The sequence below is a fragment of the Pseudomonas lurida genome (genome assembly GCF_002563895.1).
Classification (GTDB): Bacteria; Pseudomonadota; Gammaproteobacteria; order Pseudomonadales; family Pseudomonadaceae; genus Aquipseudomonas; species Aquipseudomonas lurida.
The window spans coordinates 3,747,631-3,769,965 of sequence record NZ_PDJB01000001.1 but is presented as its reverse complement, the minus strand read 5'-3'; the positions used below and the strand labels follow the sequence as shown (position 1 = coordinate 3,769,965).

Below are 22,335 nucleotides of genomic sequence, written 5' to 3'. Positions count from 1 at the left end.
ATTGGCTTAAGCGGTCTTGAAGGCTTCCAGCCAAGCAGGGTCGAAGCGGGTTTGCTCGGTATCGATCCCCAGTGCCTGCATCTTGGCCTTGTGTGCCTCAACCTCGGCGACCAACTGCACCTGGGCGCTGGAGTTGGCATCCAGTTCATGCATCTGCGTCAGGCCCAGGTGATAGAAGCGCAGCACTTTGATCGCCGTCGGGTCATTGGTCTGGACGCGCTCGTTCACCTTGTGCATCACATTGGTCACGCTCATCAGGCTGCGCTTGAGTTGCCAGCCATACACCGCCGACGCCAGCCACGGCTGGGTCCAGAACGGGCCACGCACCAGGGCTACGGTGATCAGTACCCCGGCAAACACACCGCCGACGTTGAAGCGCAAATTGTCACCGCCAGGTTCGCCGAACAGCATTACCGCCAGGCTCGACAGCACCATGGCCAGGGCCAGGAACAGCACGGCGACGATCAGCGTGCTGCGCCGGGTCTGTTGGCGGAAGGTCACGGGGTCGCAGGGTTTGAGTTCGAACATCCGGGTCATGTCTCCAGGAGGGGCCGGCATCATCTCACGCCTGGGCAAACAAGTTGAACGATGGCGCACGGCGGTTTCTCTAAACCTGTGTAGACCCTTTGAGGTGAACCATCATGTCTGACTACAACCAGCCACCCCCCGGTACCCCAAACCCTGACCGCACACCCGGTGAAGAGGAGCGCGACAACGATGCGTTGCGCCCCAACGACCCGAAAGAGCGCGAAGACAATGACGATGTAGAGCGCGTCGAAGAAAACCTGGAAAACCTCCACGACAAAGCCCGTCCGCTTTAAACAAGGAGAACGCCGTGAGTCATACGCCGAAAGGCCCGTCTTCAGACGAGCATGCAAGTGGCAAGGATGAGCTGGGTTTTGACCCGGACTCGCCGGATGTGTCGGATCCGCAGGTTGACCCTATCGGGCCGGCTATTGCGCCATTGGACAAGGAGAAAAAGGATGAGGACGAGAAGAAGCCACCTTACGATCCTCTGGGCGATTTGAAGCCGTGAGCTAGATACCGTGTTGCTCAGCGCTGTGGGCGAATGAAGCATCGCCACGGTGCGTTTTTGAGTCTCTCTTTGGCTATTTAAACGCTGGCCTGGCGCACTTTTTTATCTTGAACGTCGACATAGGTTGGCGTTTTTTTTCATCACCTCCTTGCTGGACCAGAATAAAGTATCTTCAGCAACCGAGTGGCGCACAGGCCTCGACCGTGATCATTTAGCCAGGGCTTATGCGAGATCGCCAACAACCTGATTTAAACGGATTTAGTCATGAGCACCCTTGAGGATTTAAAGGCCAGGTACCCCGGCGCCATTGCATGGTCATTTGGGGATACTCCTGAAATGGCCGATGAGCTGGCTGAACGTGTTGTCAGCGGAATAAAAACGGCCACGTGTTGCTCGCTTTCGTCATTCAACCGTGAAGATGAATCACCCACCATTGGCGGCTACAGCATCATCCTCAACAGTAGGCGCGAACCGGTATGTGTCATTCGGGTTATCTTGCTGCGTGTCGTTCGTTACTGCGACGTTGATCAAGATTTTGCACGGAAGGAAGGTGAAGGGGATCTCAGCCTCCCGTACTGGATGCAGGGGCATAGAGATTTTTTTCAAAGAGAGGGCTCGTTCGACGAGGCCATGGAGCTTGTCGCCGAAGAGTTTGAGCTGGTGGAAGTCTTGTAGACGACCAGGTTCCCTGACCCACTGTCCTTGGCGTTAAGCCGTTGGGCATGGCTGACTCTGTGCCGAATGTTAATCTTCGCTGTTGGCCGAAAGCCCCGCCCTATATAGCGGGGCTTTCCCCCTTACTTGGGTGCAACCCACGTTACCTCGGTAATGCCAAACTTCTCCGCCCAAGGCCGAGTCGTCTTCTTCACCTGCTCGTGCCCCACGCGCCCAACGCGACTCACGTGCGCAATGTCGGCATCAACGGCCGCCCAATGCCAGGCCTCGGCGTTGTTCATCACTTCGGCGCGCACCACAAAGGACTTCGGTTTGCCATGCAGCTGGTAGTGGATGGTGTAGATTTTTGCGGTACTCATGTTGCCTCCCTGTGTTGTTATAGATGGATACGGGAGCGTTCAAAAAGGTTCATTCAAAATGACAATCTGCATGGTGGCGCGGCATAGTGATGCCATCCCTTCGCGCCCAAGGATTGCACCATGCCCCTGCTGACCCATAGCCGCCTCTATCTGCAACGCCTGGGCTATGACGCACCGCCCGCGCCGACCCTGCAAACCTTGCAGGCGTTGCAACTGCGCCACGTGTGCACGTTTGCTTTCGAGAGCCTGTCGACATTGATGCACGTGCCGGTGCCTATCGACCTGCCCAGCGTCGAGCAAAAAGTGCTGCTGGAAGGGCGGGGCGGTTATTGCTATGAGTTGAACCAGATGTTCCTGGCGCTCTTGCAGGAACTCGGCTTTGACGCACGCGGCATTACCGGTCGGGTAGTGATGGGCGGGCCGCCGGAGGCACACACCGCGCGCACCCATCGGTTGAGCCTGGTGACGCTGGAGGGTGTGCGTTACATCAGCGACGTCGGCTTTGGCGGCATGGTGCCCAGCAGCCCGTTGCAGCTGGATACCGACACGGTACAGGCCACGGCGCATGAACCCTACCGCTTGACCTTCGACGGGCAGGGCAGCTACACGCTGTGGGCGCAGGTGGCAGGGGAGTGGCGCGGGCTGTATGTGTTCGACTTGCAAGTGCAGGCGGCCATCGACTACGAGATCGGCAACTGGTACGTCTCCACACACCCGGATTCGCCTTTTGTGGGTCAACTGAAAGTTGCGCGCTTGGCGCCAGGCAAGCGGCATACCCTGAACAACGCCAGTTATGCGGTGCATTACCTGGATCGGCCGAGTGAAAAACGCACGCTCGAAAGCGCCGATGAGCTGTTGGACTTGCTGACTGCGACCTTTGGAGTTCGGGTGCCGGTTTCAGCCACGCTTCGCCAAGCGCTTGATCGTCTTGTATTGCCTGTCGCTTGAGAATATTGAGCTAGAGCCTTCGCTGAACCGTTTTATCTTCAAGTCGGTGCAAATTAATTCGAACCTTTCGTGCAAGGCGGGGTTCGAAGCGGTTCCTGAATAATTTGCTCACCAGACAAGGAGATGTAAACGATGTCCAAGCTATTCGGAAAATTCCTCAAGGGTTCCTCGCTGCTGGCGCTGGTCGCTGCGCCTGCTGCGGTGTTCGCCGCACCGTCCACCGACCCGATTTCCACCTTCGGGATCCTGGGCAGCTACAACGATTTCAAATTCGAAGGCGGCAGCCAAAGCGACAAGAGCCACATGCCCGAAGCGGGCCTGTTCTACAACTTCGGTAACAAGCTCACCGCGGAGTCCGGCTTTATCTACCAGGCCGGCATTGAAGCCAAGTACGGCGAGAAGAGCGACAACAAGCTCAAGGAAGGCCAGGCCGACCTGGATCTCGGCTGGCGAGCCGCGCTGGATGCGCGCAATTTTGTCGACGTGATCGTGGGCGGTGGCTACACCTGGACCCGCTACGAGCCAGAAATCAACGACCTCGATGTGAAACTCACCAACAAGTCCCCGTTCGCCAAGGCGGCCTTGGGCTACAACCACCAGTTCGACGATATGACCCTGCGTGTCGAAGCCGGCGCCCGTCGTACCATCGATGGCCGCACCAAGCTCAAGGTGGATGACTTTGGCAGCGACACCGTGGACCTCAAGGACCGCACCAATCCCTACGCCGAAGTCAGCCTGCTGATGAACCAGAAGGGTGACCTGCCGGTGGTCGCGGGCCTGTACTACACCCGCACCGAGTACAAGCTCGACGGTGATTCCGAAGTGGCCGACAACACCAAGCTCAAGCGTAATGAGTACGGGTTCAAGGTCGGTATCGCGTTTTAACGCGTCGATTCACCGCGCTGCGGTGTCCTGACTGTTCCCCATAACGCAAAAACGGCGCCCTAAGGCGCCGTTTTTGTTTACTGCATCCCGCTAAGCGATCAAACGCCCAGCACCGCGTGCTGCACCAGGGTGAGCAACGGTTGCGGGTACACGCCCAGGAAGAACGCGAGCAGGGCGATGGCCAGCAGCATTACACCGCCTGCCTTCTGTTCCCAATGCAACTCGGCATCCACGCGGCGCAGGTTTGGCTCGATCAGGTACAGGGTGACCATCACGCGCAGGTAGTAGAACACGCCGATGGCGCTGCCCAGGACCAGGGAAGCTACCAACCACCACTCGTGAGCTTCAACGCCGGTGGCGACGATGTAGAACTTGCCAATAAAGCCGGCAGTGAGCGGGATACCGGCCAGGGACAGCATCATCACGGTCAGTACGGCGGTCAGGTACGGGCGGCGCCAGAACAGGCCGCGATACTCGTACAGGGCGTCGGCGTCACGGCCTTTGAACGGCGAGGACATCAGGGTAATCACGCCGAACGCGCCGAGGCTGGTGATCACGTAGGTGACCAGGTACACACCCATGGCTTCAACGGCCAGGCCTTTGCTCGCCACCAGGGCGATCAGCAGGTAGCCGAAGTGGGCGATGGACGAGTAACCCAGCAGGCGCTTGAGGTTGTTCTGGGTCAGGGCCAGCAGGTTACCGAACAGGATCGATGCGATGGCGATCACGGTCAGTACAGTGCTCAGCACACCGGTGTTGGCGGCAGGGGAGATCTGGAACAGACGTACCATCACCGCAAACACAGCCACTTTCGACGCGGTGGCCAGGAACGCAGCCACTGGCGCCGGGGCGCCTTCGTACACGTCCGGGGTCCACAGGTGGAACGGCACCAGCGACAGCTTGAACGCCAGGCCGATCAGCATCATGGCCAGGCCCAGTTGGGCAATCGGCGCAGGCATGCTGGTGGCCGCGAGGGCGTGACCGATACCGGTGAAGCTCAGGTTGCCGGCTTCGGCGTAGAGCAGGGCCATACCGAACAACAGGAACGCGGAACCGGCCGCCGACAGCACCATGTACTTGATGCCGGCTTCCAGGGAGCGCTTGTTGAAGAAGGCGTAGGCCACCAGGCCGTATGTCGGGATCGACAGCAGTTCCAGGCCGATGAACAGGCCCGCCAGGTGCTGTGCGCTGACCAGCACGATGCCACCGGCCGCAGCCAGCAGGATCAGCAGGTACAGCTCTTCGCGGTTGCCTGGGTAGCCGGTGCCGCCTTCGCCGAGGTAAGCGTGGGCGAGGGTGACGCAGGCCAGGGTCGCGACCAGGATCAGCGCGATGTACAGCAACGCGAAGTCATCGACCATCATCAATGGCGTGACCGCCAGTGGCGCGACCTTGAGGGCCGGGATGATCGACAGCAGGGCCAGGTTCAGACCGGCACAGGACAGCAGGAACGTTTGCGAGTGATTGCGGCGCCAGGCGATCGCCAGCATCACCACCACGATGGTGAGGCTGGTGATCAGCAGCGGCGCAAGCGCGATAAAGTGTTGGATCGTGAATTCCATAGCGCTCTTACCGGGCCGAAGCGAGTTGAGAGAAGGCGGTGCCGAACCACTGCTGCACGCCATGCATCGTTGCGGCAGAAGTGTCCAGGAACGGTTGCGGGTACACGCCGATGTAGATCAGCAGTACCGCAAGGCCGAGCACCATGATCAGTTCGCGCGCATCCATCCCTTGCAGGACGGTGTCGGACTTGGCCGGGCCGAAGTAGGCGCGGTGGATCATGATCAGCGAGTAGACCGAACCGAACACCAGGCCGGAAGTGGCAATGGCGCTGATCCACGGCGTCTGCACGAAGGCACCCATCAGGATCAGGAACTCACCGATGAAGTTACCGGTGCCTGGCAAGCCCAGGGACGCAGCGGCGAAGAACAGGCTGATCGCTGGCAGGTACGCGATGCGCGACCACACGCCACCCATTTCACGCATGTCACGGGTGTGCAGGCGCTCGTACAGCTGACCGCTCAGGATAAACAGCGCCGCAGCCGAAACACCGTGGGCCAGCATTTGGATCACTGCGCCTTGCAGTGCCAGTTGGCTGCCGGAATAGATGCCGATCAGTACGAAACCCATGTGGGAAACGGACGAGAAGGCAATCAGACGCTTGATGTCGGTTTGCGCGAACGCCAGGAACGCACCGTAGAAGATCCCGATCAGACCCAGGGTCATGGCGATCGGCGCGAACTCGGCCGAGGCATTCGGGAACAGCGGAAGCGCGAAACGCAGCAGGCCGTAGGCAGCTGTCTTCAACAGGATACCGGCCAGGTCCACGGAACCTGCGGTCGGCGCCTGGGCGTGAGCGTCAGGCAGCCAGGAGTGGAACGGCACCACCGGCAGCTTCACCGCGAAGGCGATGAAGAAGCCCAGCATCAGGATGTACTCGGTGGTCAGGGACATCTTGGTCTTCAACAGGTCGGCGTAGTTGAAGGTAATCACGCCGGTGTTGTTGAAGTTGACCAGTACCAGGCCCAGGATCGCCACCAACATGATCAGGCCGGAAGCCTGGGTGAAGATGAAGAACTTGGTCGCTGCGTAGATCCGGGTTTTCTTGCCGTCCGAAGAACTGTGACCCCAGAGCGCGATGAGGAAGTACATCGGCACCAGCATCATTTCCCAGAAGAAGAAGAACATGAACAGGTCGAGGGCGAGGAACACGCCGACAACACCGCCCAGGATCCACATCAGGTTCAGGTGGAAGAAGCCCACGTGACGCTGGATCTCTTTCCAGGAGCAGAGTACCGAGAGGATACCCAGCAGGCCGGTCAGCAGGATCATCAACAGCGACAGGCCGTCGAGGGCCAGGTGCACGTTGATGCCGAAGCGCTGGATCCACACGTGCTTGAATTCAAGCGCGAAGGTGGGATCGACACCCGGTGCCGGAGCAAATGAATAGTCGCCATGGGCCCACAGCCAGAGGCCGAGCGCGAGTTCCAGGGACATGGTCAGCAACGCAATCCAGCGGGGGAGGGTGGCGCCGAAGCGTTCACCCATCCAGCAGAGCAGGCCGCCGATAAAGGGGATCAGGATTAGCCAGGGCAGAATCATGACGGGCTCGTTTCCTTTCGCAAGTTCGCAAAGTTCATATCAGACCGCTACCACTACGATGGCGCCGATCACCAGCACGGCACCCGCCGCCATGGAAGCTGCATACCAACGCAATTGGCCCGTCTCGCTGCGGCTCAGGGCGGTGTGGCCGGCCTTGGCGGCACGCGGGATCAAACCGATGGTCTGGTCGAGCGGGTCTTTACGCAGAATGTGGCTGATAGCCAGGTAAGGCTTGACGAACAGTTTGTCGTAGATCCAGTCGAAGCCCCAGGCAGCGAACCACCAGGCCGAGAGGAAGCGGCCAATGCCACTGTTGGCAACGGCGGTCACGAAGCGGCGCTTGCCGAGGAACAGCAGGGCCGCCAGCAGGATACCGGCAATGGCGATGGCACCCGAGGCGATCTCCAGGCTGTGCTTGGCTTCGCCGCCGGCGTGGCCGACGCTTTGTGGCAGTACACCGTGCAGAGGCGGGGTGATCATGGCGCCGATGAACGTCGACAGGATGATCAGTACCGACAATGGCAGCCAGTGCGAGACGCCGTGGCCTGCGTGTGCTTCGGTCTTGGCTTCACCGTGGAAAGTGATGAAGATCAGGCGGAAGGTGTACAGCGAGGTCATGAACGCACCCACCAGGCCTGCGTACAGCAGGTTCTGGTTACCGCTGGCAAAGGCTTCCCAGAGGATTTCGTCTTTCGAGTAGAAACCAGCGGTCACCAGTGGCAGGGCGGCGAGTGCGGCACCACCGACGATGAAGCTGGCGTAGGCCAGTGGCAGTTTCTTCCACAGGCCGCCCATCTTGAAGATGTTCTGCTCGTGGTGGCAGGCAACGATCACCGCACCGGACGCCAGGAACAACAGGGCCTTGAAGAACGCGTGGGTCATCAGGTGGAAGATCGCCGCGTCCCAGGCACCGACGCCCAGGGCCAGGAACATGTAGCCGATCTGGCTCATGGTCGAGTAGGCGAGAATCCGCTTGATGTCGGTCTGCACCAGCGCGGCGAAGCCGGCCAGTACCAGGGTCACGCCACCGACGATGCCCACCAGGTGCAGGATGTCCGGCGCCAGGGTGAACAGGCCGTGGGTACGGGCGATCAGGTAGACACCCGCAGTCACCATGGTTGCCGCGTGAATCAGTGCGGAAACCGGGGTAGGGCCGGCCATCGCGTCCGCCAGCCAGGTTTGCAGTGGCAGTTGCGCGGATTTACCCACGGCACCGCCCAGCAACATCAGGGTGGCCAGGGTGATCCAGAAGTCACCGACCTGGAATTTCTGCGGTGCCAGCACCAGCAGTTCCTGGATGTTCAGCGTGCCCACTTGTTGGAACAGGATGAACAGGCCGATGGCCATGAACACGTCGCCGATCCGGGTAACGATGAAGGCCTTGAGTGCCGCGTTGCCGTTGTTGCGGTTGCTGTAGTAGAAACCGATCAACAGGTACGAGCACAGGCCCACGCCTTCCCAGCCGAAGTACAGGAACAACAGGTTATCGCCCAGCACCAGGAACAGCATGCTGGCGATAAACAGGTTGGTGTACGAGAAGAAGCGCGAGTAACCGGCTTCACCGCGCATGTACCAGGACGCGAACAGGTGGATCAGGAAGCCCACGCCGACCACCACGCCGAGCATGGTGATCGACAGGCCGTCGACGTAGAGGGCGAAGTTGGGCTTGAAGCCCTCCACCGACATCCACTGCCACAGCACCAGGGTGTAGTGACCGCCTTCCGGCGGCGCCACGTTGAATTGCCAGATGACATAGGCGGCAACAATCGCCGACAGGCCAATGGAACCCACACCCACCAGGGCAGAAACGTTTTCCGACCAGCGTCCACGGGAGAACGACAGCAGCAGGAAACCGATCAGGGGGAATACGAAAGTCAGAAAGATCATGTTCATCCGCGCATCTCACTGGCAGCGTCGATATCAAGCGTGTGGAAGCGACGATACAGTTGCAGCAGGATCGCCAGGCCAATACTGGCCTCGGCGGCTGCCAGGCTGATCACCAGGATGAACATGACTTGTCCATCCGGCTGGCCCCAACGTGCACCCGCAACAATGAACGCCAGTGCCGCGGCGTTCATCATGATTTCCAGGCTCATCAACACGAACAGAATGTTACGGCGGACCATCAGGCCGACCAGGCCAAGGCAGAACAGGATGCCGGCGACCGCCAGACCATGCTCCAAAGGGATAGCAGGCATCGTCATTGCTCCTTGGCTTCGTTACGGCCCAAGTGGAAGGCAGTGATGGCTGCGGCGAGCAGCAGCATCGACGCCAGTTCGACCACCAGCAGGTACGGGCCGAACAGGCTGATGCCCACGGCTTTCGCGTCCACGGTGGTGTGGCCGATGGCCTGGCCGCTCTGGTGAGCGAACAGCACATACAGCAGTTCAGCCAGCAGCAGGGCTGCCAGGATCACCGGGCCGAGCCAGATGCCAGGCTTGAGCCAGACGCGTTCCTGGGCGACCGAGGCCGGCCCCAGGTTGAGCATCATCACCACAAACACGAACAGCACCATGATGGCGCCGGCGTAGGCGATCACTTCCAGCACACCGGCGAACGGTGCGCCGAGGCTGAAGAAGGTCATGGCCACGGCGATCAGCGAAATGATCAGGTAGAGCAGGGCGTGCACGGGATTGGTGTTGGTGATCACGCGAAGCGTGGACACAACCGCGATACCCGATGCGAAATAGAAAGCGAATTCCATCTTTCTTCCTTAAGGCAGCAAGCTCTTCACGTTGATCGGCTCGGCTTCGTTTTGTGCGGCGCCCTTCGGCTTACCGGCAACGGCCATACCTGCAACACGATAGAAGTTGTAATCAGGGTTTTTACCGGGACCAGAGATCAGCAGATCTTCTTTCTCGTACACCAGGTCCTGACGTTTGAACTCGGCCATCTCGAAATCCGGTGTCAGCTGGATTGCGGTGGTCGGGCAAGCTTCCTCGCAGAGGCCGCAGAAAATGCAGCGCGAGAAGTTGATGCGGAAGAAGTCCGGGTACCAGCGACCGTCTTCGGTTTCAGCTTTCTGCAGGGAGATGCAACCCACAGGGCATGCCACGGCGCAGAGGTTGCAGGCTACGCAGCGCTCTTCGCCATCGGGGTCGCGGGTCAGCACGATGCGGCCGCGATAGCGCGGCGGCAGGTATACCGCTTCTTCCGGGTATTGCAGGGTGTCGCGTTTGCGGAAGCCGTGACCGAACACCATCACCAGGCTTCGCAACTGGGTACCGGTACCCTTAACGATGTCACCAATATATTTGAACATGGGTCAAATCCTCACTGAACCGCGCCCGCTGGCGTGTTCAACAACACAACGGCAGCAGTCACCAGCAAATTGATCAGGGTCAGCGGCAGGCAGAAGCGCCAGCTGAAATCCATCACCTGGTCGTATCGTGGACGCGGAATGGAAGCGCGCAGCAGGATAAACAACATGATGAAGAACGCGGTCTTCAGGAAGAACCAGAAGAACGCCAACTGCGGCAGGATGCCGAATGGACCGTGCCAGCCGCCGAAGAACAGCGTGACCAGCAGGGCCGAGATCAAGATGATGCCGATGTACTCACCGACGAAGAACATGCCCCATTTCATGCCGGCGTATTCGATGTGGTAACCGTCGGCCAGTTCCTGTTCCGCTTCCGGCTGGTCGAACGGGTGACGGTGAGTCACGGCGACGCCAGCGATGAAGAAGGTACAGAAGCCGAAGAACTGCGGAATGATGAACCACAGGTTCTGTGCCTGGTACTCGACGATGTCGCGCATGTTGAACGAGCCCACCTGCACCACGATGCCCATCAGCGCGAGGCCCATGAACACTTCGTAGGACACGGTCTGGGCCGACGCCCGCAAGCTGCCCAGCAGGGCGAACTTGTTGTTGCTCGACCAACCGGCGAACAGCACCGCGTACACCGACAGGCCGGCCATGGCGAAGAAGAACAGCAAGCCGATGTTCAGGTCCGCCACGCCCCAGGTCGGGGTGATCGGGATGATCGCAAAGGCGATCAGCAAGGCGCTCATGGCCACGACCGGTGCCAGGGTGAAGATCACCTTGTCGGCAAACGGCGGGGTCCAGTCTTCCTTGAAGAACATTTTCAGCATGTCGGCGGCGATCTGGAACATACCAAACGGGCCAACGCGGTTCGGACCGTAACGGTCCTGCCACCAGCCCAGCAGGCGACGCTCCACGAAGCTGAGCAGGGCGCCCGCGACGACCACGGCCAACAGGATCACGATGGCCTTGACGACCGAGATGATCACGTCGATCACTTCAGGGGTGAACCAGGTCATTGCGCTGCCTCCTGCAGACCGTCAACGGTTTTGCCAAAGATCGCCGGTGGAATACCGGCGAGGCCTTTGGGCAGTGCAACCAGGCCAGCACCCAATTGATCATTGATGCGCAGCGGCAGGCGCAAGGTCTGGCCAGCCACGTTCAGGCTGAGCAGGGCACCGTCGTTGACGCCCAGGCGGTCAGCTTCGGACTTGGCCACCGATACATAGGCTTGCGGGATGCGTTCTTGAACCGGCGCGGCCTTGGAAGAGTTCTCTTCGCTGCCGAACAGGTGGAAGAACGGCACAACCTGCCAGGTGCCCTGGGCCGGGTTGAACGGACGCGGTACGGCAGCGAACCAGTTCAGCGCGTCACCTTGGCTTTCGATCAGGCGAGTGCCTGGGTCGCCAGCGCGGATATGACCACCGACTTCGTCCTGGAACTTGTTCCAGGCCTGTGGCGAGTTCCAGCCCGGCGACCAGGCGAATGGCACCTGCTGACGCGGCTCGACCGAACCCGAGTAACCTTCCATGGAGAAGGCGAACGCGGTGTCGGGGTCTTGCGGCGTACGCGGTTCGTGCACGCTGATGTTGGCGCGCATGGCGGTACGACCGGAGTAACGCAGCGGTTCACGGGCCAGTTTCATGCCCTTGATGCGGAACGCGGCGGACGGTGCGGCGTCGACGATACGTGCCAGTTGCGGTGCGCTTGCGGCGCAGGCGGCGGTCACGTGGTCGAGCTGGGTCCAGTCGATCGGCTGGTTCAGCAGGGTCGCGCGCAGGGCATGCAGCCAGCGCCAGCCTTCGTGAACCAGGATGCTGGCGTCCATGTACTTCGGATCGAACACCTGGAAGAAGCGCTGGGCGCGGCCTTCCTGGCTGACCAGGGTACCGTCGCCTTCGGCGAAGGTGGCGGCTGGCAGCACCAGGTGGGCGCGATCGCTGGTGGCGGTCTTCTGGTGGTCGGCGACGATCAGGACCTTCGCGGCGTTCAGCGCAGCGTCGACCTTGGCGGCATCGGTGCGGGTGTACAGGTCGTTTTCCAGCACCACGATGGCGTCAGCGTTGCCATCGGTCACTGCTTGCAGGGCCGCGTCCAGGGACTCGCCACCGAGCATGGCCAGGCCAAGGCTGTTGGCTTCCGGCACGACCAGGCTGATCGAACCGTTCTTGTCGCGCAGCTTCAGGGCTTTCGCAATATTCGCCGCCGCCTCGATCAATGCCTTGGAACCCAACGAGGTGCCGGCAATGATCAATGGGCGCTTGGCCGCCAGCAGGGCGTCGGCAATGCGCTGGGCCAGTTCACCGGCTTCAGTGTCCAGGCCTTCGACGGCTGGTGCGCTGGCGTCGAGGGCGTGGGCCACGGCAAAACCGATGCGCGCCAGGTCGTCCGGTGCCGCGTGGACGCATTCTTCGGCGATGTCGTCGAGCTTGGTTTCAGCCAGGCTTGCAATAAACAGCGGGTTCAGCGCGTGCTGGCCGATGTTTTTCACCGCGGCGTCGAGCCAAGGCTGGACGCGCATGGCGTCGGCCATGTCTTCGGCCTTGCCTTTGACCGACTGGCGCAGCGACAGGGCGATGCGGGCGGCGGTCTGGGTCAGGTCTTCACCGAGCACGAAGATGGCGTCGTGGTCTTCGATGTCGCGCATGTTCGGCACCGGCAGCGGGCTGTCGTTCAGCACTTGCAGGACTAGGCGGATGCGCTCCAGCTCACCGGCTTCGATGCCGGAGTAGAAGTGCTCGGCGCCGACCAGTTCGCGCAACGCGTAGTTGCTTTCGAGGCTGGCACGGGGCGAACCGATCCCGACGATGTTGCGGCCGCGCAGCAGGTCGGCGGCTTTATCCAGCGCGTCGTCCAGGCTCAGCTTGGCGCCATCGGCCAGCAGCGGCTGGCGGGGACGGTCTTCGCGGTTGACGTAGCCATAGCCGAAACGGCCACGGTCGCACAGGAAGTACTGGTTGACCGAACCGTTGAAGCGGTTTTCGATCCGACGCAATTCGCCGTAGCGCTCGCCCGGGGAGATGTTGCAACCGCTGGAGCAGCCATGGCAGATGCTCGGCGAGAACTGCATGTCCCATTTACGGTTGTAGCGCTCGGAGTGAGTCTTGTCGGTGAACACACCGGTCGGGCAGACCTCGGTGAGGTTGCCGGAGAACTCGCTTTCGAGCACGCCGTCTTCAACGCGACCGAAGTACACGTTGTCGTGGGCGCCGAATACGCCGAGGTCGGTGCCGCCGGCGTAGTCTTTATAGAAGCGCACGCAGCGATAGCAGGCGATGCAGCGGTTCATTTCGTGGGAAATGAACGGGCCGAGGTCCTGGTTCTGGTGGGTACGCTTGGTGAAGCGATAACGGCGCTCGTTGTGGCCGGTCATCACCGTCATGTCTTGCAGGTGGCAGTGACCACCTTCCTCACAGACCGGGCAGTCGTGAGGGTGGTTGGTCATCAGCCACTCGACGACACTGGCGCGGAACGCCTTGGATTCTTCATCGTCGATGGAGATCCAGGTGTTGTCGGTGGCTGGCGTCATGCAGGACATGACGATACGACCACGGGTGTCGTTCTCGTCGGTGTACTGCTTGACCGCGCACTGGCGACAGGCACCGACGCTACCAAGCGCGGGGTGCCAGCAGAAATACGGGATGTCGAGGCCTAGTGACAGACATGCCTGTAACAGGTTGTCCGCCCCATCGACTTCGAGCGCTTTGCCGTCTACGTGGATAGTGGCCATGGTTCAAAGTTCTTCGTTGGCCCGTTGTCAGCGGGCGTGGCTAATGGAATCTTGTTATTCATGGGCCTCAACACAGCCTTTACGGCGTCACCCCATGAGAAGGCGAAGGGCACGGACCCTTCGCCTTTTAAAGCGTTACGCGCCGACTACGATCGGCCTTGCCAGAGGCGGGACGGCGGCGCTGGTAGGCGCGATGCCGGCTTCGAACTCCGAGCGGAAGTATTTGATTGCGCTGCCCAATGGCTCCACGGCGCCCGGTGCGTGAGCACAGAAGGTCTTGCCCGGGCCAAGGAAACCGACCAGACCCAGCAGGGTCTCGATGTCACCCTCACGGCCTTCGCCGTTTTCCAGGGCCATCAGCAGCTTGACGCTCCAAGGCAGGCCGTCGCGGCATGGGGTGCAGAAGCCGCAGGATTCGCGGGCAAAGAACTGCTCCATGTTGCGCAGCAAGGACACCATGTTCACGGTGTTGTCGACCGCCATGGCCAGGCCGGTACCCATCCGGGTGCCCACCTTGCCGATGCCGCCGGCATACATTTGTGCGTCGAGGTGCTCGGGCAGCAGGAAGCCAGTACCGGCGCCGCCTGGCTGCCAGGCCTTGAGGGTGTAACCGTCGCGCATGCCGCCGGCGTAGTCCTCGAACAACTCGCGTGCGGTCACGCCGAACGGCAGCTCCCACAGACCAGGGTTCTTGACCTTGCCGGAGAAGCCCATGAGCTTGGTGCCCATGTCTTCGCTGCCTTCGCGGGCCAACGATTTGTACCAGTCAACGCCGTCGGCAATGATCGCCGGCACGTTGCACAGGGTCTCGACGTTGTTCACGCAAGTCGGCTTGCCCCACACGCCAACGGCGGCAGGGAAGGGCGGCTTGGAGCGCGGGTTGGCACGGCGACCTTCGAGGGAGTTGATCAGTGCGGTTTCTTCACCGCAGATGTAACGCCCGGCGCCAGTGTGCACGAACAGTTCGAAGTCGAAACCGGAACCGAGGATGTTCTTGCCCAACAGGCCTGCGGCCTTGGCTTCTTCCACGGCACGGTTGAGGTGCTTGGCGGCGGTGGTGTACTCGCCACGCAGGAAGATGTAGCCACGGTAGGTTTTCAGCGCGCGGGCGCTGATCAGCATGCCTTCGATCAGCAGATGGGGCAGTTGCTCCATCAGCATGCGGTCTTTCCAGGTGTTGGGTTCCATTTCATCCGCGTTGCACAGCAGGTAGCGGATGTTGATGGATTCGTCCTTGGGCATCAGGCCCCACTTCACGCCAGTGGGGAAGCCTGCACCACCGCGACCTTTGAGGCCGGCGTCTTTCACGGTCTGGACGATGTCGTCCTGGGCCATGTCGGCGAAGGCTTTGCGCGCAGCGGCGTAACCGTTCTTGGCCTGGTATTCGTCGAACCATACGGGTTCGGCATCGTCCCGCAGGCGCCAGGTCAGCGGATGGGTTTCAGGCGAACGCTTGATCAGGTTCGCCGGGCCGAAAGAGGTCAGGGTCATGGGTAGCCCTCGAGCAATTGGGTCACGCCAGCGGGCTGCACGTCACCGAATGTGTCGTCGTCGATCATCAACGCCGGCGCCTTGTCGCAGTTGCCCAGGCAGCACACCGGCAGCAGCGTGAAGCGGCCGTCCGGGGTGGTCTGGCCGAGGCCGATGCCCAGCTTGTTCTGGATTTCGCTGACCACCGATTCGTGGCCTCCGATGTAGCAGACCATGCTGTCGCACACGCGAATGATGTGACGGCCGACCGGCTGGCGGAAGATCTGGCTGTAGAACGTGGCCACGCCTTCAACGTCGCTGGCAGGGATGCCGAGGATCTCGCCGATGGCGTAGAGGGCGCCGTCCGGCACCCAGCCACGTTCCTTCTGGACGATCTTCAGGGCTTCGATCGACGCCGCGCGCGGGTCTTCGTAGTGATGCAGCTCGTGCTCGATGGCCGAGCGCTCGGTTTCACTCAGGGTGAAACGGTCTGTCTGGATAAGCGTGCTGTTCATGCTTAGCGGTCCACGTCGGCCATAACGAAATCGATACTACCCAGGTACGCAATCAAGTCCGCGACCATCTCGCCTTTGATCACCGAAGGGATCTGCTGCAAGTGGGCGAAGCTGGGGGTACGGATCCGGGTGCGGTAGCTCATGGTGCCGCCATCGCTCGTCAGGTAATAACTGTTGATACCCTTGGTCGCTTCGATCATCTGGAAGGACTCGTTGGCCGGCATGACCGGGCCCCACGAAACCTGCAGGAAGTGCGTGATCAGGGTTTCGATGTGCTGCAGCGTGCGCTCTTTCGGCGGCGGCGTGGTCAGCGGGTGATCCGCCTTGTACGGGCCGGCTGGCATGTTGCGCATGCACTGCTCGATGATCTTCAGGCTCTGGCGCATTTCTTCGACGCGCACGATGCAACGGTCGTAGGCATCGCCATTGGCGGCCAGCGGCACTTCGAACTCGAAGTTCTCGTAGCCGGAGTACGGGCGCGCCTTGCGCAGGTCGAAATCGCAACCGGTGGAACGCAGGCCGGCACCGGTGACACCCCATTCCAGGGCTTCCTTGGTGTTGTACTGCGCGACGCCGATGGTCCGGCCCTTGAGGATGCTGTTGTCCAGGGCGGCTTTTTGGTACTCGTCCAGACGCTTGGGCATCCAGTCGATGAACTCCTTGACCAGGCGCTCCCAGCCATTGGGCAGGTCGTGGGCTACGCCACCGATGCGGTACCAGGCCGGGTGCAGGCGGAAGCCGGTGATGGCTTCGATGACCTTGTAGGCGCGCTGACGGTCGGTGAAGGTGAAGAACACCGGGGTCATGGCGCCAACGTCCTGGATATAGGTACCCAGGAACAGCAGGTGGCTGGTGATCCGGAAGAACTCGGCCATCATGATGCGGATGGTGTCGACCCGGTCCGGCACCTTGATGCCAGCCAGCTTCTCGACCGAGAGTACGTACGGCAGGTTGTTCATCACGCCGCCGAGGTAGTCGATACGGTCGGTGTACGGGATGAAGCTGTGCCACGACTGACGCTCGGCCATTTTCTCGGCACCACGGTGGTGGTAGCCGATGTCCGGTACGCAGTCGACGATTTCTTCGCCGTCCAGCTGCAGGATGATACGGAAGGCACCGTGAGCCGAAGGGTGGTTCGGGCCCAGGTTGAGGAACATGTAGTCCTCGTTGGTGCCGGAGCGCTTCATGCCCCAGTCTTCCGGACGGAAGCGTGCGGCCTCTTCTTCAAGCTGTTGCTTGGCGAGGTTGAGGCTGAACGGGTCGAATTCGGTGGCGCGGGCAGGGAAGTCCTTGCGCAGCGGGTGACCTTCCCAGGTCGGCGGCATCATGATGCGCGTCAGGTGTGGGTGGCCCGGGAAGTCGATCCCGAACATGTCCCAGACTTCGCGCTCGTACCAGCTGGCGTTCGGCCAGATACCGGTCACGGTCGGCACGCTCAGGTCGCTTTCGGACAGCGCGACCTTGATCATCACGTCGCTGTTACGTTCGATCGACAGCAGGTGATAGAACACGGTGAAATCGGCACCGCTCGGCAGCCCTTGGCGCTTGGTGCGCAGACGCTCGTCCACGCCATGCAGGTCATAGAGCATGACGTACGGCTTGGGCAGGTTGCGCAGGAAGGTCAGGACTTCGACAAGCTTGGCCCGCGCCACCCACAGCACCGGCATACCGGTGCGTGTGGCCTGGGCGGTGAAGGCGTCAGGGCCAAAACGGTTATTGAGTTCGACGACCACATCCTGGTCGTCTGCCTTATAAGGCGGGATGTACAGAGCACTGCCTGTAGTCATGGTTTTTTATCGCTTTCGGTCAACGTAAAGAATGAAGCCAGGTTTTCGTTCTATAAAAGAAGCGGTGCTGGATCAGACTTCGTCGGGGCTGCGCAGGTTGGTGACTGCGATTCGCTGTTCGCGGCGCTGTTCCTTTTGCGACGGCATCTCGGCGCGGTACACGCCTTGATCGCCGACGACCCAGGAAAGCGGGCGACGCTCCTTGCCAATCGACTCCTGCAACAGCATCAAGCCTTGCAGGAATGCTTCAGGTCGGGGCGGGCAGCCAGGCACGTAGACGTCCACGGGCAGGAACTTGTCCACTCCCTGAACCACGGAGTAGATGTCGTACATGCCACCGGAGTTGGCGCACGAACCCATGGAGATAACCCACTTTGGCTCGAGCATTTGCTCGTAGAGACGCTGAATGATCGGCGCCATCTTGATAAAGCAGGTTCCGGCGATAACCATGAAATCCGCCTGGCGCGGCGATGCCCGGATAACTTCGGCGCCAAAGCGCGCGATGTCGTGGGGCGCCGTGAAGGCGGTGGTCATTTCCACGTAGCAGCAGGACAGACCGAAGTTGTACGGCCACAGGGAGTTCTTACGTCCCCAGTTGACCGCGCCACTCAGCACGTCTTCCAGCTTGCCCATGTAGATGTTTTTGTGGACTTGGTCTTCTAACGGGTCGGAAACGGTTTCCCGTTCGCCGATGGGGTACTGCTCGTTAGGAGCATCCGGGTCGATCCTGGTGAGATTGTATTGCATCGCCAAAGCCTCATTGTTTCAGCTTCGCTTGCCGCTTACGACGAGCTTCCGGAGCCCAGTCAAGGGCGCCCACTCGGAATAGGTAGACAAGGCCTGCCAACAGAATTGCTATGAAAACGAGGGCTTCGACGAATCCGGTCCAGCCGCTTTCGCGGACGGACACAGACCAGGCAAAGAGAAAGAGGGCTTCGATATCGAAGATCACGAACAGCATCGCGACCAGATAGAATTTGGCTGAGAGCCGCAAGCGGGCGCCACCTGTAGGCAGCATGCCGGACTCGAACGGTTCATTTTTGCTGCGGCCCCAGGCTTTTGACCCGAGGAGGCTGGAAACACCGAGCATGAAGGCGCAGAGGCCGACAACACCGAGGAGGAAAATGGCAAAGCCCCAGTTGTGGGCCATGAGTCCTGTCGCTTCGGTCATGCTGGAAATCCTTAACAGAGAGCAAAGGTCTCTGAGCTCGAAAAAGTAACGATGCAGTGACGATATGTCGCACTGCAATCAATCGCGGTGATTTTATGGCTAAACACCGGGCAAGTAAAATTCCTATAGCGAAATTATTCGATGGAATAAGCACATAGTGCACCTTTGTGGGGCTGCAGCCCTTGCAGGGTGGGCATTAGCGGGCATTTGATCAAATCTGTTTTGTTTAACCGGTAACGAAGTTTTCATGCGCTAAATGATAATGAATATTGTTTGCGTAGGGTTTAAGCGAATGTTTCTCGTGTGGCGGGGGAAGTTGCCGTTACTTGCTTTGATTACCGCTAGTTGCTGGAACAGATCTTTTAACCGATTTGAATCGTGCCAATACCGCTCTGGGTCAATGTTTTGCGCAAAATCTCCAGGCTTGCGGCATTTTCCTGTTGAAGCGGGCTTGCCCGCGATGGCGGTGTGGCAGCCAAAGGTGTTCCAGCCGGGCCGACGCTTTCGCGGGCAAGCCCGCTCCCACAGTTTGGGTTGTGTTGGGGCAGGGGATTTGTGCGGGGGCAAAAAAACGCCCCGAACCAGTCGGGGCGTGATTGTTGTGCGGCACTGCGGTTAGGTCTTCCTTGGGGCCGCAGTGGCCGTGTACGCGGTGCTTAGTGGAACTGCTCTTCTTCGGTCGAGCCGGTCAGCGCGGTCACGGACGAGGTGCCGCCCTGGATCACGGTGGTCATGTCGTCGAAGTAGCCGGTGCCCACTTCCTGCTGGTGAGCCACGAAGGTGTAGCCCTTGGCGGCGTCAGCGAATTCCTGCTCTTGCAGCTTCACGTAGGCGGTCATGTCGTTGCGGGCGTAGTCGTGCGCCAGGTTGAACATGCTGTGCCACATGTTGTGAATGCCAGCCAGGGTGATGAACTGGTGCTTGTAGCCCATGGCGGACAGTTCGCGCTGGAACTTGGCGATGGTTGCGTCGTCCAGGTTCTTCTTCCAGTTGAAGGAAGGCGAGCAGTTGTACGACAGCAGTTGGTCCGGGTATTCCTTCTTGATCGCTTCGGCGAAACGACGCGCTTCGTCCAGGTCTGGCTTGGCGGTTTCGCACCAGATCAGGTCGGCGTAGGGCGCGTAGGCCAGGCCGCGGGCGATGGCCTGGTCGAGGCCGGCGCGCACCTTGTAGAAACCTTCCTGGGTACGTTCGCCTGTCACGAACGGTTGGTCGTACGGGTCGCAGTCCGAGGTCAGCAGGTCAGCGGCGTTGGCATCGGTACGCGCCAGGATGATGGTCGGCGTGCCGGCAACGTCAGCAGCCAGGCGGGCCGCGGTCAGCTTCTGTACGGCTTCCTGAGTGGGCACCAGTACCTTGCCGCCCATGTGGCCACATTTCTTAACGGAAGCCAGCTGGTCTTCGAAGTGCACGCCGGCAGCGCCTGCCTCGATCATGCTCTTCATCAGCTCGTAGGCGTTCAGAACGCCGCCGAAACCGGCTTCGGCGTCAGCCACGATCGGCGCGAAGTAGTCGATGTAGCCTTCGTCGCCAGGGCCTTTACCGGCTTTCCACTGGATCTGGTCGGCACGGCGGAACGCGTTGTTGATGCGCTTGACGACGGTTGGAACCGAGTCCACCGGGTACAGCGATTGGTCGGGGTACATGGATTCAGCGGAGTTGTTGTCCGCCGCCACTTGCCAGCCGGACAGGTAGATCGCCTGGATACCGGCTTTCACCTGCTGGACTGCCTGGCCGCCAGTAAGGGCGCCCATGCAGTTGACGAAATCTTTGTCGGGGCGGAAGGAAGGCTTGGCACCTTGGGTCACCAGGTTCCACAGCTTCTCGGCGCCGAGTTTTGCAAAGGTGTGCTCAGGTTGAACCGAGCCACGCAGGCGGACGACGTCAGCAGCGGAGTAAGCGCGGGTCACGCCTTTCCAGCGTGGGTTTTCAGCCCAGTCTTTTTCAAGGGCTGCAATTTGCTGTTCGCGTGTCAGTGCCATGGAAGTAAACCTCGTCGCGTCTTCTTGTGGTGGAAAAATCCATTTGCCAGCCCTGCATTCAGATGCGTGGGCAGGGCTGCTCGCTGACCAGAAGCTTAGGCGGTCATGTCGGGTATGGCGGGGAATGCGACGGGATGAACGATTGGCGAGAGGGTGGAGTAGGTACAGGCGGACCGAGAACGGTCTTCAGGCGTCGTGGGCCCTCGGATGTTCAACAGCGTGTAGCCGGGTTACCTGGTTAGCTTCCGTCCCTCGGGACAACTTCGTTCCAGTCGCAACCTCGTCAAACACGCCTTGTGGGCAGTACAGACACGAATCGGCTCAGGTGGGTAGCTTAGAGCGACGATCCGAAGGCCCTTGCCAGGGCCCCTGATTAGCGGGAGCGAGGCCATCATGCCCATGCTTTTTTGGATCGTCAAATGGTTTGTAGTGCTTTTTTTCAAGCACTACATCTTTAGTCTAATACGACTCGCCAGTCAGTTTTTGGTGCTTCAGTTCAGGGTATCGACCTTGACCCGCACCGTCAGGTCATCGCGGCCCTGAGTAGAGTAGCTGCGGGTTGTAGAGGATTTGTCGGCCTGGGTCTCGCGGTTGATGCCGGCCAGGGTGATCCATTCGCCCAGGCGCCCGCTGACGGTTGTGTCGGTGCTTTGCAAGTTCACTACATCCGGACGCTCCTGGCTCATGCGGTCACGGTTGGTACTGATCGCCAGGTGCACGGTCTCGCCGGTGACGCTGGCGGTCACGTAGAAACCCTGGGTCACGTTGCGATACTGGGTCTGGTTCTGCAGTCGGCCGTAGCTGTCCTGCTGGGTGGTGGTCAAAGGCACGCTCTGGCCGACCTGGATCAGCGCGGGCACGCCTTCGCTGGCCTGGATCTGCTGGACCCCGCCATCGCGGCTGGTGGTGCCGTAGCTGATGATGCGGGTCTGGCTGTCACCGCTGTTCTGCTGGTTGTTTTCGTTGGTGTCGACAGTGATCAGCAAGCGTTTGGCGGGTGTGTCCAGCTGGGAGAGCAGGGCGCGCAGGTCCTGGATCTTGGCCGGGTCGGCATTCACGATCAACTGGTTGCCGTAGGCGCTGACGGTGCCGTCCTTGCCGAGAAAGTTCTGCGCCACGGGGAGCAGGTCGGCGCTGGTGCGGTTGCTCAGGTTGACGACTTCGGTGTCGGCCACGGCCGAGAGGCTGGCGGTCAGGAGAAGAGCGGTGAGCAGGGTGCGTAGGGACATGTCCGTTATCTCTGCGAGTCAAAGGCGTGATAGTGCCAGTTTGTCGGCCCGTCGGGTCGCAAGTTGAATCGTAGACGGTAAAAGGCCCTGGCATCGGTGGATGACAGGGCCTTTTTGGTATTGCTGATACGGCTATCGCAGGCAACCCAGCTGCCCTGGGAGCATACATTCCACGTGTGGGAGC

General features: G+C 60.5%; 22 protein-coding genes. 5 read left to right on the top strand and 17 right to left on the bottom strand.

Translation table 11 applies throughout. The features are described 5' to 3' along the window. Window positions 1-6 precede the first annotated feature (6 nt). Complete coding sequence (locus ATH90_RS16995) at window positions 7-528, bottom strand: DUF3087 domain-containing protein (RefSeq protein ID WP_098466841.1); 522 nt, start codon at window positions 526-528, stop codon at window positions 7-9. Between the two features lie 113 nt (window positions 529-641). On the opposite strand from ATH90_RS16995, the gene ATH90_RS16990 reads away from it, so the two are divergent. From ATH90_RS16990 to ATH90_RS16980, 3 genes are all read left to right on the top strand, one after another. Next, a complete protein-coding gene (locus ATH90_RS16990) occupies window positions 642-821 on the top strand; it encodes a hypothetical protein (RefSeq protein WP_034106863.1) in 180 nt (59 codons plus the stop codon). A 14-nt stretch (window positions 822-835) separates the two neighbouring features. Next, on the top strand, window positions 836-1,036 hold the full coding sequence (locus ATH90_RS16985) for a DUF6021 family protein (RefSeq protein WP_098466840.1): 201 nt from the start codon (window positions 836-838) through the stop codon (window positions 1,034-1,036). Window positions 1,037-1,300: 264 nt separating this feature from the next. Continuing rightward, window positions 1,301-1,711, top strand: coding sequence for an ASCH domain-containing protein (locus ATH90_RS16980; protein ID WP_034106860.1), 411 nt, complete (start codon window positions 1,301-1,303; stop codon window positions 1,709-1,711). A gap of 122 nt (window positions 1,712-1,833) precedes the next feature. On the opposite strand, the gene ATH90_RS16975 is transcribed toward ATH90_RS16980, so the two are convergent. Further along, a complete protein-coding gene (locus ATH90_RS16975; protein ID WP_012724960.1) occupies window positions 1,834-2,070 on the bottom strand; it encodes a DUF6555 family protein in 237 nt (78 codons plus the stop codon). A 120-nt stretch (window positions 2,071-2,190) separates the two neighbouring features. Between ATH90_RS16975 and ATH90_RS16970 the strand changes: the two genes are divergently transcribed. Further along, on the top strand, window positions 2,191-3,018 hold the full coding sequence (locus ATH90_RS16970) for an arylamine N-acetyltransferase family protein (protein WP_069077601.1): 828 nt from the start codon (window positions 2,191-2,193) through the stop codon (window positions 3,016-3,018). A 132-nt stretch (window positions 3,019-3,150) separates the two neighbouring features. Then, window positions 3,151-3,903: an outer membrane beta-barrel protein gene (locus ATH90_RS16965; RefSeq protein ID WP_034106856.1), complete on the top strand. Its 753-nt coding sequence runs from the start codon at window positions 3,151-3,153 to the stop codon at window positions 3,901-3,903. Window positions 3,904-4,001: 98 nt separating this feature from the next. On the opposite strand, the gene nuoN is transcribed toward ATH90_RS16965, so the two are convergent. From nuoN to ATH90_RS16890, 15 genes are all read right to left on the bottom strand, one after another. Next, window positions 4,002-5,465 (bottom strand): NADH-quinone oxidoreductase subunit NuoN, encoded by a 1,464-nt coding sequence (gene nuoN, locus ATH90_RS16960; RefSeq protein WP_012724956.1) that lies wholly within the window; start codon window positions 5,463-5,465, stop codon window positions 4,002-4,004. A gap of 7 nt (window positions 5,466-5,472) precedes the next feature. Next, on the bottom strand, window positions 5,473-7,005 hold the full coding sequence (gene nuoM / locus ATH90_RS16955; protein ID WP_010209575.1) for an NADH-quinone oxidoreductase subunit M: 1,533 nt from the start codon (window positions 7,003-7,005) through the stop codon (window positions 5,473-5,475). Window positions 7,006-7,044: 39 nt separating this feature from the next. Beyond that, window positions 7,045-8,898, bottom strand: coding sequence for an NADH-quinone oxidoreductase subunit L (gene nuoL / locus ATH90_RS16950; protein ID WP_034106852.1), 1,854 nt, complete (start codon window positions 8,896-8,898; stop codon window positions 7,045-7,047). After that, the gene (gene nuoK / locus ATH90_RS16945; RefSeq protein WP_003174727.1) at window positions 8,895-9,203 is read right to left on the bottom strand and encodes an NADH-quinone oxidoreductase subunit NuoK; all 309 of its coding nucleotides are present in this window, start codon (window positions 9,201-9,203) and stop codon (window positions 8,895-8,897) included. Before nuoK ends, nuoL begins: the two co-directional genes overlap by 4 nt. Before the next feature lie 2 nt (window positions 9,204-9,205). Continuing rightward, entirely contained in the window at window positions 9,206-9,709 is a 504-nt protein-coding gene (gene nuoJ / locus ATH90_RS16940) for an NADH-quinone oxidoreductase subunit J (protein WP_017476146.1), read from the bottom strand. Window positions 9,710-9,718: 9 nt separating this feature from the next. Beyond that, window positions 9,719-10,267 carry an NADH-quinone oxidoreductase subunit NuoI gene (nuoI, locus tag ATH90_RS16935; RefSeq protein ID WP_003174725.1) on the bottom strand — a complete coding sequence of 183 codons (549 nt, stop codon included), beginning with the start codon at window positions 10,265-10,267 and terminating at the stop codon, window positions 9,719-9,721. An 11-nt stretch (window positions 10,268-10,278) separates the two neighbouring features. Then, window positions 10,279-11,286, bottom strand: a complete 1,008-nt coding sequence (gene nuoH / locus ATH90_RS16930; RefSeq protein WP_017137518.1) for an NADH-quinone oxidoreductase subunit NuoH — start codon at window positions 11,284-11,286, stop codon at window positions 10,279-10,281. Beyond that, complete coding sequence (nuoG, locus tag ATH90_RS16925; RefSeq protein ID WP_034106847.1) at window positions 11,283-13,997, bottom strand: NADH-quinone oxidoreductase subunit NuoG; 2,715 nt, start codon at window positions 13,995-13,997, stop codon at window positions 11,283-11,285. The genes nuoH and nuoG overlap by 4 nt, the downstream gene beginning before the upstream one ends. 135 nt (window positions 13,998-14,132) lie before the next feature. Continuing rightward, the gene (nuoF, locus tag ATH90_RS16920) at window positions 14,133-15,488 is read right to left on the bottom strand and encodes an NADH-quinone oxidoreductase subunit NuoF (RefSeq protein WP_025858970.1); all 1,356 of its coding nucleotides are present in this window, start codon (window positions 15,486-15,488) and stop codon (window positions 14,133-14,135) included. Then, window positions 15,485-15,982 carry an NADH-quinone oxidoreductase subunit NuoE gene (nuoE, locus tag ATH90_RS16915; RefSeq protein WP_003174721.1) on the bottom strand — a complete coding sequence of 166 codons (498 nt, stop codon included), beginning with the start codon at window positions 15,980-15,982 and terminating at the stop codon, window positions 15,485-15,487. The genes nuoF and nuoE overlap by 4 nt, the downstream gene beginning before the upstream one ends. Window positions 15,983-15,984: 2 nt before the next feature. Then, window positions 15,985-17,769 (bottom strand): NADH-quinone oxidoreductase subunit C/D, encoded by a 1,785-nt coding sequence (gene nuoC, locus ATH90_RS16910; protein ID WP_025858969.1) that lies wholly within the window; start codon window positions 17,767-17,769, stop codon window positions 15,985-15,987. A gap of 72 nt (window positions 17,770-17,841) precedes the next feature. After that, window positions 17,842-18,516: a NuoB/complex I 20 kDa subunit family protein gene (locus ATH90_RS16905; RefSeq protein WP_003174719.1), complete on the bottom strand. Its 675-nt coding sequence runs from the start codon at window positions 18,514-18,516 to the stop codon at window positions 17,842-17,844. 10 nt (window positions 18,517-18,526) lie between these two features. Continuing rightward, window positions 18,527-18,940, bottom strand: a complete 414-nt coding sequence (locus ATH90_RS16900) for an NADH-quinone oxidoreductase subunit A (protein ID WP_003219575.1) — start codon at window positions 18,938-18,940, stop codon at window positions 18,527-18,529. 656 nt (window positions 18,941-19,596) lie between these two features. After that, window positions 19,597-20,922, bottom strand: a complete 1,326-nt coding sequence (gene aceA / locus ATH90_RS16895; RefSeq protein WP_034106845.1) for an isocitrate lyase — start codon at window positions 20,920-20,922, stop codon at window positions 19,597-19,599. 491 nt (window positions 20,923-21,413) lie between these two features. After that, entirely contained in the window at window positions 21,414-22,151 is a 738-nt protein-coding gene (locus tag ATH90_RS16890; protein WP_098466839.1) for a secretin N-terminal domain-containing protein, read from the bottom strand. Window positions 22,152-22,335 lie beyond the last annotated feature (184 nt).